Below are 15,071 nucleotides of genomic sequence, written 5' to 3'. Positions count from 1 at the left end.
GTGTCAGGCTTCCTTGGCGATCATGTAACCGAGACCGCGCACGTTGCGTATCAGTTCCGCGCCGAGCTTCTTGCGCAGCGCGTGAATGTAGACCTCCACGGTATTGCTGCCGATCTCCTCGCCCCAGCCGTACATCTTCTCTTCGAGCTGGCTCTTCGACAGCACCGCGCCCGGGCGCGCGATCAGCGCGGCGAGCAACGCGAACTCGCGCGCGGACAGCGCGACGGGCGCGCCGTCGAGCGTCACCTGATGCGAGGCGGGATCGAGCGTGAGATTGCCGTGTCGGATCGTCGATTCGCTGCGCCCAGACTGGCGGCGGATCAGCGCGCGCATCCGCGCGCCGAGTTCGTCGAGATCGAACGGTTTCACGAGGTAGTCGTCGGCGCCCGCGTCGAGTCCTTTTACGCGATCCGCGACGGCGTCGCGCGCGGTGACGATCAGCACGGGCAACTGATGGCCGCGTGCACGCAGTGTGCGCAGCACATCGAGGCCGTCGCGCTTCGGCAAGCCGAGATCGAGCAGCACGAGATCGTAAGGCTGGCCCGCGACCGCGTTCAACGCCGATTCGCCGTCCTGCACCAGGTCTACCGCGAAGCCTTCGCCGCGCAGCGCCTTGCGCACGCCCTCCGCGATCATCCGGTCGTCTTCAACGAGAAGTATGCGCATCGCTATCCATCCGCTCCGGCTGTTCCGGCACTCACGTCCCGGCCATGTGTTTTCGATGCCAGCATTCTAGCGCCCGAGTGCTTTTTTCATCCCTGATGCATGCTGGCTGCATATCGGCTTTGCACGCTGCGCCGCGATTGAGTGACGCGCACGAAACACACGGCATCATTTTTTTCGCGACGTCATCGCAACTCTCTACAATGAGCGCTTTTGCACGACGCAGCTGATTTTGCAGGCCTCGCGTGACATTCGCTGCGCTCGTTGCCCTTGCATTTGCCTTTCCGCGCCGCCCGCCGCGCATCGCTATTTCGCCGCTATTTCGCTGCTTTTTGCCGATCCTGTCCGTACATGCCGCTCGCCTTCGTTTCACTTGCTTCGTCGTATGCCCGTTCGCTCGGGCGCCGCTTCAGGACGTTGACGTCCGCGCACGCTGATCCGGCGGCTGCGCTGCCCAAAACCGGTCGCGCCGCGAAACCGTCGCCGTTTTCGCATTCGCACCGCCGCGCCGCTGCGCGCGCCGCCGCCGTACTGTTCGCGTGCGCCGCGCTCGCCGTCGCCGCGCCCGCCGACGCGCGCAAGAAAGCGCAGCAACCCGCCGTCAACGTCACCACCGTATTGCCACCTGCCGTGATGGCGGGCCTGCAGCGCGCGCATGTGCCGCTGTCGTCGATCAGCGTGGTCGTCGAGAAGGTCGGCGACCGCACGCCCGTGCTCGCGCTGAACGCCGGCAAGCCGATGATGCCCGCGTCGACGATGAAACTCGTCACGACCTACTCGGGACTGTCGCTGCTCGGCCCCGACTACCGCTGGAAGACGACGGCGTACGCGCAGGGCAACATCGACGGCAACGGTGTCCTGCACGGCAATCTGTACATCCAGGGCACGGGCGACCCGAAGCTCGTGCCCGAAGAACTGATCGACCTGGTCCAGAAGATTCACAAGGCGGGCATCACGGGCATCGATGGCGCGCTCGTGCTCGACAAACGCTTCTTCGATCCATCTACTCGTGATCTGCCCGCATTCGACAGCGACGTCAATTCGCCCTATAACGTCGGCCCCGATCCGCTGCTGTACGCGTTCAAGTCACTGTCGTTCACGATGTCGCCATCCGAGGACGGCAAGGTGCAGATCGACGTGCTGCCCGCGCTCGCACAATTGCAGATCGACAATGAATTGCATGCGACGCGCGGCCCGTGCCGCGGCGAGCTCGTGACGCCCGCCGTCACACCGGCGGCGAATGGCGTGGTCAATGCGTCGTTCATCGGCGACTATCCGCTGCGCTGCGGCGAGCGCACCGTCAACGTGGCCGTGCTCGATCACACGACGTTCTTCGCGGGCGGCTTCCTTGCGCTGTGGCAGCAGACGGGCGGCACGTTCAACGGTACGACGCGCGAAGGCGCCGTACCCGTCGATGCAAAACTCGTCGCGACGCATCAGGGGCCGATGCTGTCCGACATCGTTCGCGACATCAACAAGTTCAGCAACAACACGATGGCGCGCAATCTGTTTCTGACGATCGGCGCCGTCATGAACCGGCCGCCCGCGACGCCCGCGAAGTCGGCGGAAGCAATCGAATCGTTCCTGCATCGCAGCGCGATGCCGATGGAATATCTGAGCCTCGACAACGGCTCGGGCCTTTCGCGCGACGAGCACATTACCGCGCTCGCACTCGCCGATCTGCTGCAAAGCGCGAACACCAGCCCCGTCGCGCAGGTGTTCGTCGATTCGCTGCCTATCGTCGGCGTGGACGGCACGATGCGCAACCGCCTGACTTCGAAGCCAGTGAACGGCAACGCGCACATCAAGACGGGCACGCTGCGCGACGTGCGCGCGATCGCAGGCTATGTCGCATCAGCCGATGGGCAGAGCTATGTCGTCGTCAGCCTGATCAACGATCCACACGCGGAAGCCGCGCGCACCGCGCATGACGAACTGCTCGAATGGGTGTACCAGGGACCGTCTGCGATGCTCGCCAGCACCGTCGCGCCGGCCACGACAGATGCCCCGGACGAGCCGCGTCGCAAGATCAGGAAAAACCCTCAGAAGCGCGGCGCGCACTGAGGATTCCTTCTATTGAAGCGGTGCGCGACGCGCCGCGAGGCGTTGTACGCTGTCGGGCAGTATGAAAAAGGCGCAGACAAACAAGCATGACGGCGCGCGCGACAGGCGCCGCATGATGAACAGCGCCGCATTCAAACAATAAAGACAATGCCGGCCTCCTCGAGGAGGCCGCAGGGACCCTCGGAGGGAGACGTCAATGCAATTCGATGCCGAATTGCTTCTGCTCGCCATGGCGCCGATCTTTCTCGCGTGCATCGGCTGGGAGGCGTGGCGCGCGCATCGCACGCAGCCCGAAGCGCGCATGTACAGCTGGCGCGACACGTTGTGCAATACCGCGCTCGCGCTGATGCACCAAGGCGCCGACAAGCTCGCGTGGCTGTTCGTCATCCCCGTCTATGCGTATTGCTACGAGCACTACCGGCTGCTCGACTGGCATGCGGGCTGGGTGTCGTTCGTCGTGCTGTTCGTCGCGCAGGATCTGCTCTACTACGTGTTTCACCGCTGCAGCCATCGCGTGCGCTGGTTGTGGGCCGCGCATGTCGTACATCACTCGTCGGAGCGGATGAATTTCTCGACGGCGTTTCGCCAGAGCCTCATGTATCCCGTCGCGGGCATGTGGCTCTTCTGGATTCCGCTCGCGTTTCTCGGCTTTCCGCCGAAGCAGATCGTCGGCGTCGTGCTGATCAATCTGGGGTTTCAGTTCTTCGTGCATACGCAATCGATCGGCAAGCTCGGCTGGCTCGAATACGTGCTGAACACGCCGTCGATCCATCGCGTGCATCACGCGCGCAACGACCGGTATATCGACCGCAACTACGCAGGCGTGCTGGTGATCTGGGACCGGCTGTTCGGCAGCCATGTCGATGAAGATCGGAACGAGGCGCCCGTGTATGGCATCGTCGAGCCGCTTCATACGTATAACCCGTTGAAAGCGACGTTTCATGAATGGGCTTCGATGGCGCAGGACTTCGTGCGGGTGCGCGGCTTGCGCGACCGGATGAGCGCGCTGTTCGCGCCACCCGCGTGGGCCGTGCAGTATCACGCGAGCCTGCGCGGCGATGAGCTTGCGCCCGATGCCGCTGGACACACACAACAGAACAACAACGCGGCCGTCTAGCGGCCGCAACAACAGGGAAGGCTTTGCAGGTTCGTCGCCGCGTCCAGACGACGCCTGCATCAGATGGCTCACGAGACACCAGGCTCAGGCCAGATACATACGAGGAGATAAGGACCTTATGAAGCAAGCATCAAACAACAAGGGCGTCGTGCGCTACGCGCGCATCGCCGTCGCGTGCGCGGCATTCGCCACGCTCGTCGCATGCGGCGGCAGTGACAACAATAATAACAACAACGCGAGCGCCACGCCTGCGGGCGGGGTCAAACTGCAGGTGGTGTCGTTCGGGGACAGCCTGTCGGATGTCGGCACGTATTCGCCCGTGATCACCTCGAGCTTCGGCGGCGGACGCTATACGACGAATCCTGGTGAAGTGTGGACCCAAAAGATCGCCGAGTACTACGGCGATACGCTGACGCCGGCTTATGTGGGCGGCTTCGGTCAGCCTCTCAAGGCGAACGGCGGGTTCGGCTATGCGCAGGGCGGCTCGGATGTATCGCGCACCGACGGCATTGGTTTCGCGCCCAACAACATGGCGCAAACGACATGGCCGGTCACACAACAGGTGCAGCAGTATCTGACGGACCACGGCAGCTTCAATTCGAATCAGCTCGTGCTGGTCAACGGCGGCGCCAACGACATTCTGCAAAACCTGTCCACCATGCTGACGACGATCCAGACGCAAGTCGCGCAGCTGACCGATCCGACCCAGGCGCCCGCCATCGTCCAGTCAGTCGCGGTAAGCACGGTCGGCCCGATGGCCCAGGCGCTCGCGGCCCAGATCGCCACGGTCCTCGCCAAGGGCGCGACCCACGTGGTCGTCATGGATGTGCCCGACATCGGCAAGACGCCGTTTGCAGCCGGTCTTGCCGCGCAGCTCGGCTCGGCGCAGGTGCCGTCGGTGATCTCGGGCATCGTCGCGACGTATAACGGCGTGCTGCAGCAGTCGCTGGCCGTCGCCGGCATCTCCAGCAAGGTTGTGTTCATCGCGACGGGCAACTGGCTCACGCCACTGCTCGCCAATCCGTCGGCGCAAGGCTTCAGCAATACGACGGGCACGGCCTGCACGATCGCGCAGATGTCTGCAAACGCAACGGCTTACGCAAGGGCGAACCCGTCCGTGCTCGTCGGCGGCATCACGGCGGAGCAGTACGGCCAGCTATTCGGCTCGTCGCTGTTCTGCTCGCCGAACACGTTGACGGTCGCGGGCGCGGACCAGTCGTATGTGTTCGCCGACACGATCCACCCGACGACGCATGCGCATGCCGCGTTTGCGACGTTCGTCGAAGGCAAGATCGCGGCGACGGGTCTCGGCAAGTAAGCGGCATCCGGCGGGGTTGCCCCGCCGCTTTCGGCTTCGCTCGATTTGAAAAAAGCCCGGCTCTCACGAGCCGGGCTTTTTGATTGGGTACGCCTGCTTTTGCGATTCGATTGCGATTCCGTTTGCGATCACGCGAGATGCGTGCCGCGCGCGGACGGCTCTCAGGCGTCGTGCGCCTCGAACGCCGCGGCCGCGCGTCCCAGCCTGTCGTTGACGGCGATCCATTCGATCGTATCCGGCAACTTCTCGATCAGTATCCGCGACACATTCGCGCGATCCAGCGCGCGCAGCAAGCCATATAGATCGCGCGCATAGAGATGTGGATCTTCCGGCGCGGCGACGAAATGCACGCCCTCCGCTTCTGCCCAGCGCCCTGCGCGCGAAACGCGCGCGACCAGCGCAACGCGTTCGCCGGACGCGCGCGCGGCCAGCAACGGCTCGATCACATCGAACGGCAGCAACGCGAGCGGCGTGCGCGGCGCATAGTGCGCCTTCAACGTACCGGATGCACGCGGCGCGCTCGCGTCCGAGCCGTCGGGCAGACGGGGCATTTCGCCGAGCACGTCGGCGATGTCTTGCGGCGTCACATGTCCCGGCCGCAGCAGCGCAGGAAAACCGCGCGACAGATCGACGATCGTCGATTCGATACCAACATCCGACGACCCGCCGTCGAGCACGTGAATCGCCTCGCCGAATTCCTCGCGCACATGCTGCGCCGTGGTCGGACTGACGTGACCAAAGCGGTTCGCCGATGGCGCAGCCACACCGCCATGTCCATTACGCAACGCACTGAACGCCGCGAGCAACGCCTGCGCAACAGGATGCGACGGACAACGCAATCCAACCGAATCCTGACCGCCGCTTACTGCCGCCGGAATATGCGCGGCGCGTTTAAGAATCAGCGTCAGCGGACCCGGCCAGAACGCGTCGATCAAACGCTGCGCATCGGACGGCAGTTGTTCGACCCAATAATTCGGATCGCCGCCCGGCGCCAGATGCACGATCACGGGATGATTCGCCGGCCTGCCTTTCGCCGCATAAATGCGCGCGACTGCGTCAGGACTTTCGGCATCGCCGCCCAGCCCGTAGACAGTCTCCGTAGGAAACGCGACGAGTTGCCCTGCATCGAGCAGCGCCGCAGCACGCGCGATCTCGTCGGCGCCGACGCTCGACGTCACGTCGGCAGGTTTCGTTTGATCCGGCATAAAGGCTCGTGCTCAGCTCGTCGGGATATGCAGCAGGCGCGCGCAATCGCGGGCAGCCGCGCGCGCGTGCTCAAGCGTCGCGGCCGTGAAGTTCACGTGGCCCATCTTGCGGCCGGGACGTGCGTCTTCCTTGCCGTATAGATGCAGACGCGCTTCCGGCATCGCAGCCACCTCGTGCCACGGCGGCGTGACAGCGGCGCTGGGCCGCTCGCCCTTCGCGTTGACCGGGAACCACACGTCGCCGAGGATGTTCAGCATCACGGCGGGCGAATGCTGGCGCGTGTCGCCGAGCGGCATGCCTGTCATTGCGCGCACCTGCTGTTCGAACTGGCTCGTCGCGCAGGCGTCGACCGTGTAGTGGCCGGAGTTGTGCGGACGCGGCGCCATTTCGTTCGCGACCAGCGTGCCGTCTTCGAGAATGAAGAACTCGACGCACAGCACACCGACGTAGCCGAGCTTGTCCGCGATCTGCAGCGCGGCCTGCTGTGCCTGTTCGACGAGCGTCGCGCTCGCGTCGGGTGCGGGCACGATGGTATGCGACAGCACGCCGTTGCGATGCGTGTTCTGCGCGAGCGGATACACGGTCGAGCAACCCGTCGCGCCGCGCGCGATCAGCGCCGACACTTCGAACTTCAAGGGCAAACGCTTTTCGAGCACGCACGGCACGCCGCCCAGCGACGCATGGGCCGCACGCACTTCAGCCGCGTTGCCGACCCGCACCTGCCCCTTGCCGTCGTAGCCCATGCGCGCAGTCTTCAGAATGCCGGGCAGCACGGCTTCGAGCGCGGCATCATTGAGCGCAGCGAGCGCATCCGACGATTCGATCACGACATGCGGCGCAACGGGCACACCCGACGACGCGATGAAGCGCTTCTCCGCAATGCGATCCTGCGCGACGGCGACGCAGCGCCCTGCCGGGCTGACGAACGTGGTGCGCGCAAGGAAATCGAGGCTCGCGGCCGGCACGTTCTCGAACTCGGTCGACACCGCCGCGCACAGCCGCGCGAGTTCGGTGAGGGCCGCTTCGTCGTCGTAGGCGGCGCGCAGATGGCGATCCGCGACGGCGCCGGCCGGACTGGTCTCGTCCGGATCGAGCACGGCGACGCGATAGCCCATCGCCTGCGCGGCGAAGCAGAACATGCGGCCGAGCTGGCCGCCACCGACCATGCCAAGCCATGCGCCGGGCAGAATCGGTGATACCGGAGTGTTGTCTGGATTCATCTTGGTGGTCGGTCGCGGCCGATGTGGGGATCGGCCGGGTGAAACATTGAACTGCGACATTGGAGTACGACGTTGCACTGCGACGCTGGACTACAACGTCTGACTGCTACGCGTTACAGCGGCGGCAGCGTCATCGCGTGAGCCGCCTGGTTCTGGCGCACGCGGAACGCGGCGAGCTTCTCCGCATATTCCGGCGACGTGCCGGAGAGCAGCGACACCGCGAACAGCGCGGCATTCGCGGCACCCGCTTCGCCGACCGCGAACGTCGCGACGGGCACGCCCTTCGGCATCTGCACGATCGAATGCAGCGAATCGACACCCTTCAGATACTTGCTCGCGACGGGCACGCCCAGCACGGGTACCGTCGTCTTCGCCGCGAGCATGCCCGGCAAATGCGCCGCGCCGCCCGCGCCCGCGATGATCGCGCGGATGCCGCGTTCGCGCGCGCTTTCAGCATAGGCGAACATTTCGTCCGGCATGCGGTGCGCGGACACGACCTTCGCTTCGTACGGCACGCCGAATTCCTGCAGGATCGCGACCGCGTTCTTCATGACGTCCCAGTCGGAACTGGAACCCATCAGCACGCCGACGAGCGGCGCGCTGTGCGTGTGTGCTGTCTGGACTTCACTCATCTTGCCTGTTTTCCATATGCGTGGCGCTCAGGCCAGTTTCTGACCCGTCAAGCGCTCGAGCGCTTCCTGATACTTCTCGGCCGTCTTTGTGACGACTTCGTCCGGCAGCTTCGGCGCGGGCGGCTCTTTCTTCCACGGCTGGGTTTCGAGCCAGTCGCGCACGAACTGCTTGTCGAACGACGGCGGGTTCGTGCCCACCTGGTACTGGTCCGCCGGCCAGAAGCGCGACGAATCCGCCGTCAGCGCTTCGTCCATCAGGTACAGTTGGCCCTTGTCGTCCAGACCGAATTCGAACTTCGTGTCGGCGATGATGATGCCGCGCGTGGCCGCGTAGTCGGCCGCTTCCTTGTACAGGCGGATCGAGATGTCGCGGATCGTCGCCGACAGTTCGGTGCCGATGCGGCGCTCCATCTCTTCATACGTGATGTTTTCGTCGTGGTGGCCCATTTCGGCCTTCGCTGCCGGCGTGAAGATCGGCTCAGGCAGCTTTTGCGCGTTCTGCAGGCCTTCCGGCAGCTGCACGCCGCACACGGCGCCCGTCGCCTGATAGTCCTTCCAGCCGCTGCCCGCGAGATAACCGCGCACCACCGCTTCGACGAGAATCGGCTCGAGGCGCTTGACCACGACTGCGCGGCCCTTCACCTGCTCGACCTCGTCAGGCGCGACGACCGTTTCCGGCGCGACGCCCGTCAAATGATTCGGCACGACGTGCGCGAGCTTGTCGAACCAGAAATTGGCCATCTGGTTCAGCACGCGTCCCTTACTCGGAATCGGCTCGCCCATGATGACGTCGAACGCGGACAGACGGTCCGTCGTGACGATCAGCAGCTGGTCGTTGCCCACCGCGTAGTTGTCGCGGACCTTGCCGCGGCCGAGCAGCGGCAGCGAGCGGAGCGTGGATTCGTAGAGGGTAGACATCGTCGTGATTCACAAAAATGGGGCAAAAACTGCCCGAAACAAAAGGGAAACGCCGTTCCCCTGATCATGCGGGAACGGCGATCTGACGACAACCTGGCCAGATGGCCAGGTGCGTACCACGCAAGCAGCGAACAAACGGGCGCCAGACAGACATCGAAGCGCGCCCGCCCGCCGCTTAGCGAACGACTTGCGCGAGCTCGCCCGCCTTGTACTTCTCAGCAATCTTGTCCAGCGAGACCGGCTTGATCTTCGACGCCTGGCCTTCGCAGCCGAACGCCAGGTAACGGTCCACACACACCTTCTTCGCGGCTTCGCGAGCCGGCTTCAGGTAGTCGCGCGGATCGAACTTCGAACGGTTTTCCGCCATGTAGCGGCGGATCGCGCCCGTGATGGCAAGACGCAGATCGGTGTCGATGTTGACCTTGCGCACGCCGTACTTGATGCCTTCCTGGATTTCCTCGACGGGCACGCCGTAGGTTTCCTTCATGTCGCCGCCGAATTCGCGGATTTCCGCCAGCAGTTCCTGCGGCACCGACGACGAACCGTGCATCACCAGGTGCGTGTTCGGAATGCGCTGGTGAATTTCCTTGATGCGCTGAATGGACAGGATATCGCCCGTCGGCTTCTTCGAGAACTTGTACGCGCCGTGCGACGTGCCGATCGCAATCGCCAGTGCGTCGCATTGCGTGAGCTTCACGAAGTCGGCGGCCTGCTCGACGTCCGTCAGCAGTTGCTCGCGCGTCATCGTGCCTTCCGCGCCGTGGCCGTCTTCCTTGTCGCCCTTCATGGTTTCCAGCGAACCGAGCACGCCCAGTTCCGCTTCAACCGTCACGCCGATCGAATGCGCCGCTTCGACGACCTTGCGCGACACATCGACGTTGTACTCGTACGACGCCACCGTCTTGCCGTCGGCTTCGAGCGAGCCGTCCATCATCACGCTCGTGAAGCCGCTGCGGATCGCGGCCATGCAGACTGCCGGCGACTGGCCGTGGTCCTGGTGCATCACGACGGGAATGTGCGGATACGACTCCACAGCCGCTTCGATCAGATGACGCAGGAACGGCTCGCCCGAGTACTTACGCGCGCCCGCCGACGCCTGCATGATCACGGGCGCATTGACCTGATCCGCCGCCGCCATGATGGCCTGCACCTGCTCCAGATTGTTTACGTTGAATGCCGGAAGTCCATAACCGTGTTCGGCGGCATGGTCCAGCAGTTGACGCATTGATACGAGAGGCATTGATTACTCCATAGATTGAAACGAAATCTGTGCCGACGGCATCTATTTATGCAATTTCGTGCAATTTTATCGCGAAGCAGACCGTGTCCCGAGCGCACTCTCCCAAACTGGGTGCGCCGCCTCTTTCGGGGACACGGCACTCTGCTTCACGCGTGCCGTTCAGCCGCGCCGTTTCCGGCTCGCTGTAACTCGCTCTGACGGCGGTTTATGGCTGGCTCATCAAGCGCCGATCAGACCGGCTCGCCTACGCGCACGATCTTCAGGGTGTTCGTGCCGCCCGCCTGGCCCATCGGCTCGCCGACCGTCAGCACGACCATATCGCCGCGCGCCGCGTAGCCCTTGCCGACCACCACTTCGAGCGCCTGCGCAAGCGCGATGTCGCGGTCGCTGCTGGTGTCGAGGTGCAGCGACGTCACGTTGCGGTAGATCGCCATGGCGCGCTCGCTGCCCGTACGCGGCGTGAGCGCGAAAATGGGCACATGCGTCCAGTGACGCGACATCCACAGCGCGGTCGAGCCCGATTCCGTCAACGCGACGATCGCCTTCGCGCCCAGGTGGTAAGCGGTGAACAGCGCACCCATTGCGATGGACTGGTCGATACGCGTGAACGTGCGGTCGAGGAAATCCTTGTCCAGCTCGACATGCTCGGACTTCTCGGCTTCGAGGCAGATGGCAGCCATCGTTTCGATGGTCTGCACCGGGTACTTGCCCGCCGCCGATTCCGCCGACAGCATCACGGCATCCGTGCCGTCCAGCACCGCGTTCGCGACGTCCGACACTTCGGCGCGTGTCGGCACGGGTGCGTGGATCATCGACTCCATCATCTGCGTGGCCGTGATCACGAACTTGTTCGCGTCGCGCGCCATCTTGATCATGCGCTTTTGCAGCGCGGGCACGGCCGCGTTGCCGACTTCGACGGCGAGGTCGCCGCGCGCGACCATGATGCCGTCCGATGCTTCGAGAATGCCTTGCAGCGCCGGGATTGCCTCGGCGCGCTCGATCTTCGCGATCATCTTCGGCTTGATGCCGTACGGCGCGCCCGCGATATTCGCGAGCTGGCGCGCCATTTCCATGTCCGTCGCGTTCTTCGGGAACGACACGGCCACGTAATCCGCGCCGAGCGACATCGCCGTGCGGATGTCTTCCATGTCCTTCGCGGTCAGCGCCGGCGCCGTCAGGCCGCCACCCTGGCGATTGATACCCTTGTTGTTCGACAGGTCGCCGCCGATCTTCACGACAGTGTGAATCTCAGTGCCGATCACACGTGCGACGTTCAGCACGATCAGGCCGTCGTTGAGCAGCAGCGTGTCGCCGGGTTTCAGGTCGCGCGGCAGATCCTTGTAGTCGAGGCCGACGCGGTCGTCATTACCGAGCTCGCACTCGGCGTCGAGGATGAAGGTGTTGCCGGCAATCAGCGTGGTTTTGCCGTTTTCGAATTTGCCGACACGAATTTTCGGGCCTTGCAGGTCGGCCATGATGCCGACCTCGCGGCCTGCCTGCCGGGCCGCTTCACGTACGAACTCCGCGCGTTGACGATGATCGTCGGCGGTGCCGTGCGAGAAGTTGAGACGCACCACGTCGGCGCCCGCCTGAATCATCTGCAGCAGGATTTCCTGCGTGCTGGATGCGGGTCCGATGGTTGCGACAATCTTGGTGGCGCGATGCATGAGTCTCCTCGTCTGGATAAGATCGCTGGGATGAACGTTGGGAGTCGGATGCGGAGGCTGCGCAACGACCGGTGCTACATGGGGTGGTGCGCCGTTCGTTCCCTTCGAACCTTGAAGGCCCGGCGTCGAATCGTGGGGGACTGCTGCGATATCTGCTGCCCGCGGCGCTTCGTGCGCCGTGGATCGAGATGCATCGGCTTCGGTGTTTGAGGCGAGAGACACCGTTGCGCTTGAACCGGCTGCCGTGTCTGCCGCATCTTCATGTTGCGTGACATCGATCACGGCCAGTTCGGAATTCTGTTCCTCGGCGACGGCTGTGGTCTGTGCCACTGGCGCGTTGCCGGAAAGTTGCGAGGCCGCCTGTTCGGCGCCCTCGGGTTGCAGCGCTTGTGCGGAGCGCGCTGCGCGCTCCCCTGCCGCTGCCGTGCGCGACGCGTTGCGCGTCTTCTGAGGCTTGTTGGGGGAGCGCGTCGCCATTATCAGGCCCGCGATTCCAGCACAGCGACTGCGGGCAGCTTCTTGCCCTCGAGGAACTCGAGGAAAGCGCCGCCGCCCGTCGAGATATAGCTCACCTTGTCGTGGATGCCGTACTTGGCGATGGCCGCGAGCGTGTCGCCGCCGCCTGCAATCGAGTACGCCGACGACTTCGCGATGGCTTCCGCAAGCGTCTTCGTGCCATTGCCGAACTGATCGAACTCGAACACGCCGACGGGGCCATTCCAGACGATCGTGCCGGCCTTTTCGAGCTGCGACGCGAGCGCCTTCGCCGTTTCCGGCCCGATGTCGAGGATCAGGTCATCGTCCTGGACGTCGGCGACCTGCTTGATTTCGGCCTTCGCGGTCGGCGAGAACTCCTTCGCGGTGACCACGTCCGACGGAATCGGCACCGATGCGCCGCGCGCCTTCGCGGCCTCGATGATCACCTTCGCTTCTTCGACGAGATCCGCTTCGACCAGAGACTTGCCGATCTTCAGCCCGGCCGCCAGCATGAACGTGTTCGCGATGCCGCCGCCGACGATCAGCTGATCGACCTTGTCGGCCAGCGATTTCAGGATGGTCAGCTTGGTCGACACCTTCGAGCCCGCGACGATCGCCACCAGCGGACGCTTCGGCGCGCCGAGCGCCTTGCCGAGCGCTTCGAGTTCAGCCGCGAGCAGCGGGCCGGCGCAGGCAACGCTCGCGTACTTCGCGATGCCGTGCGTGGTCGCTTCGGCGCGATGCGAGGTGCCGAACGCGTCGTTCACGTAGATGTCGCAGAGCTTCGCCATTTTCTGCGCGAGTTCGTCGGAATCCTTCTTTTCGCCCTTGTTCACGCGGCAGTTTTCGAGCAGCACGACCTGGCCGGGCGCGACGTTCACGCCGTTCTCAACCCAGTTCTGCACGAGCGGCACGTCGCGGCCGAGCAGTTCGGCCAGACGCTTCGCTACGGGGGCGAGCGAGTCTTCGGGCTTGAAGTCGCCTTCCGTCGGGCGGCCCAGGTGCGACGTGACCATGACGGCCGCGCCCGCGTCCAGCGCGGACTTGATGGCGGGCACGGAAGCGCGGATGCGGGTGTCTTCGGTGATGTTGCCGGCGTCGTCCTGCGGCACGTTCAGGTCGGCGCGGATGAACACGCGTTTGCCGGATAGTTTGCCTTCGGCGATCAGATCGGAGAGACGCAATACCTGTTTCATGATTGATATGCGAGTTGATTGGAAGGCGGTGCGGACGCTGCGCGAACAGCCAATCGAGAACGGTGCCGGCGGCTTCGCGCGTGTTCCGGGAGACAGCCATTTTAACCGATCGACGGACCGATCTAAGCCCGTCCGAGCGAATCCCAGTATTTGCCGGCCGCAGCGGGCGTTGCGCGATATTGCAGCGCAACATTCACGCGCCCGAAGGCGACCGCCCTCAGAAAATCAACCGCAGCGCCGTGAACACCAGCATTCCGACGACGATCGTGCCGAGCATCGTCCGCCGCCACAGGAACCACGCAAGGCCAGCGAGCGTGCCGTACAGCTCGTGATTCGACAGCGCGACGGACACACCGCTGTCCGTCACGAGCACGTCCGGTACGACCACTGCCGCGAGCGCCGCCGCGGGCGCGTAACGCAGCATCCGTTGCGCGCGCTCTGGCAGCACCGTGCGCTCACCCCCGATCAGAAACAGCGCGCGTGTCAGCGCTGTGACAAACATCATCCCGATGATCGCGAGCCAGATCTGCAGCGTGCTCATTGCGTATCTCCTGGACTCCCCGCTCTGTTGCGAATGCGGCGCAGGTCGGCGCGCTCGACCAGCGCGTCGGCGGCAGTGCCCGCGAGGATCGCCGTCACGACGGCAAGCGGCAGCGCGAGGCGATACGGCAGATCGAACGCGACCAGCGCGACGATACCCGCGACGCTCACGGCCGCCAGCGTGGAGCGCGACGAGATCGCCGACACCATCACGGGAATCAGCGCGAGCGTGCCCGCGAGCGAGAGGCCCCAGTTATCGGGAAAGAGGCTCGCCAGCAGGATGCCGATGATCGACGAGACCTGCCACGACAGCCAGCTTGCGACGGCCATGCCCCAGAAATACGCTTCCTTGCCGGGCACATAGCCAGGCTGGAAGCTTTTCTTCTGGAACAGCAGATAGATGACGTCGCCGTTGAAATAGCCGACCAGCAGCCGCCGGTACAGCGGCAGATACGAAAAGTGAGGTGCGAGGCCCGCGCTGAAGATCACGAAGCGCGTGTTGACCATCGCGGCCGTCAGCAGGATCGTCCAGACGGGCAGCTTGGCGAGCATCAGCGGCAGCACGGCCAGTTGCGACGAGCCCGCGTAGACCAGCAGCGACATCGCGAGCGACTGCGGCACGGTCATCACCGATTTGCTCATCGCGATGCCCGTCACGAGGCCCCAGGAGAAGATCGCCATCAGCGTCGGCGAGTAGGCGCGCGCGCCATCACGGAAAGCGCGGCGGTCGAGATCGGACAAACGAGCGAGCATGAGGCGAATGCAGCGCGGCGCGACGAGCGCCACGATGACAGGAGGTCAGCGCCAGATCGT

At 64.4% G+C, this 15,071-nt stretch carries 13 protein-coding genes; 3 read left to right on the top strand and 10 right to left on the bottom strand.

Annotated elements, in window-relative coordinates:
- Window positions 1-3: 3 nt before the first annotated feature.
- Entirely contained in the window at window positions 4-666 is a 663-nt protein-coding gene (locus C2L64_RS02590; RefSeq protein ID WP_007581415.1) for a response regulator, read from the bottom strand.
- Between the two features lie 348 nt (window positions 667-1,014).
- Between C2L64_RS02590 and dacB the strand changes: the two genes are divergently transcribed.
- The 3 genes from dacB to C2L64_RS02575 all read left to right on the top strand — a co-directional run bounded on the left by dacB (window position 1,015) and on the right by C2L64_RS02575 (window position 5,162).
- Complete coding sequence (dacB, locus tag C2L64_RS02585; protein ID WP_090835978.1) at window positions 1,015-2,727, top strand: D-alanyl-D-alanine carboxypeptidase/D-alanyl-D-alanine endopeptidase; 1,713 nt, start codon at window positions 1,015-1,017, stop codon at window positions 2,725-2,727.
- Between the two features lie 196 nt (window positions 2,728-2,923).
- Window positions 2,924-3,844 (top strand): sterol desaturase family protein, encoded by a 921-nt coding sequence (locus tag C2L64_RS02580; RefSeq protein ID WP_090835977.1) that lies wholly within the window; start codon window positions 2,924-2,926, stop codon window positions 3,842-3,844.
- Window positions 3,845-3,962: 118 nt separating this feature from the next.
- Complete coding sequence (locus C2L64_RS02575; protein WP_090835976.1) at window positions 3,963-5,162, top strand: SGNH/GDSL hydrolase family protein; 1,200 nt, start codon at window positions 3,963-3,965, stop codon at window positions 5,160-5,162.
- Window positions 5,163-5,323: 161 nt separating this feature from the next.
- Here the strand turns inward: C2L64_RS02575 and C2L64_RS02570 are convergent, their stop codons facing one another.
- The 9 genes from C2L64_RS02570 to C2L64_RS02530 all read right to left on the bottom strand — a co-directional run bounded on the left by C2L64_RS02570 (window position 5,324) and on the right by C2L64_RS02530 (window position 15,011).
- A complete protein-coding gene (locus C2L64_RS02570; RefSeq protein WP_090835975.1) occupies window positions 5,324-6,367 on the bottom strand; it encodes an L-threonylcarbamoyladenylate synthase in 1,044 nt (347 codons plus the stop codon).
- Between the two features lie 12 nt (window positions 6,368-6,379).
- Complete coding sequence (locus tag C2L64_RS02565) at window positions 6,380-7,588, bottom strand: 5-(carboxyamino)imidazole ribonucleotide synthase (RefSeq protein WP_086919515.1); 1,209 nt, start codon at window positions 7,586-7,588, stop codon at window positions 6,380-6,382.
- A 113-nt stretch (window positions 7,589-7,701) separates the two neighbouring features.
- Entirely contained in the window at window positions 7,702-8,220 is a 519-nt protein-coding gene (purE, locus tag C2L64_RS02560) for a 5-(carboxyamino)imidazole ribonucleotide mutase (protein WP_042311006.1), read from the bottom strand.
- A 27-nt stretch (window positions 8,221-8,247) separates the two neighbouring features.
- Complete coding sequence (locus C2L64_RS02555) at window positions 8,248-9,138, bottom strand: phosphoribosylaminoimidazolesuccinocarboxamide synthase (RefSeq protein WP_007581426.1); 891 nt, start codon at window positions 9,136-9,138, stop codon at window positions 8,248-8,250.
- A gap of 175 nt (window positions 9,139-9,313) precedes the next feature.
- The gene (gene fba, locus C2L64_RS02550) at window positions 9,314-10,378 is read right to left on the bottom strand and encodes a class II fructose-bisphosphate aldolase (protein WP_007581427.1); all 1,065 of its coding nucleotides are present in this window, start codon (window positions 10,376-10,378) and stop codon (window positions 9,314-9,316) included.
- A 230-nt stretch (window positions 10,379-10,608) separates the two neighbouring features.
- Window positions 10,609-12,045: a pyruvate kinase gene (gene pyk, locus C2L64_RS02545; RefSeq protein WP_090836001.1), complete on the bottom strand. Its 1,437-nt coding sequence runs from the start codon at window positions 12,043-12,045 to the stop codon at window positions 10,609-10,611.
- A 479-nt stretch (window positions 12,046-12,524) separates the two neighbouring features.
- A complete protein-coding gene (locus tag C2L64_RS02540; protein WP_007742613.1) occupies window positions 12,525-13,718 on the bottom strand; it encodes a phosphoglycerate kinase in 1,194 nt (397 codons plus the stop codon).
- A 217-nt stretch (window positions 13,719-13,935) separates the two neighbouring features.
- Window positions 13,936-14,259 (bottom strand): AzlD domain-containing protein, encoded by a 324-nt coding sequence (locus C2L64_RS02535; protein WP_007590098.1) that lies wholly within the window; start codon window positions 14,257-14,259, stop codon window positions 13,936-13,938.
- Window positions 14,256-15,011, bottom strand: a complete 756-nt coding sequence (locus tag C2L64_RS02530; protein ID WP_007590096.1) for an AzlC family ABC transporter permease — start codon at window positions 15,009-15,011, stop codon at window positions 14,256-14,258. The genes C2L64_RS02535 and C2L64_RS02530 overlap by 4 nt, the downstream gene beginning before the upstream one ends.
- Window positions 15,012-15,071 lie beyond the last annotated feature (60 nt).

Origin of the sequence: Paraburkholderia hospita (genome assembly GCF_002902965.1) — a bacterium.
Lineage (GTDB): Bacteria > Pseudomonadota > Gammaproteobacteria > Burkholderiales > Burkholderiaceae > Paraburkholderia > Paraburkholderia hospita.
Note: the sequence above shows the minus strand (reverse complement) of the source record. Positions and strands in the feature narration are given on the sequence as shown.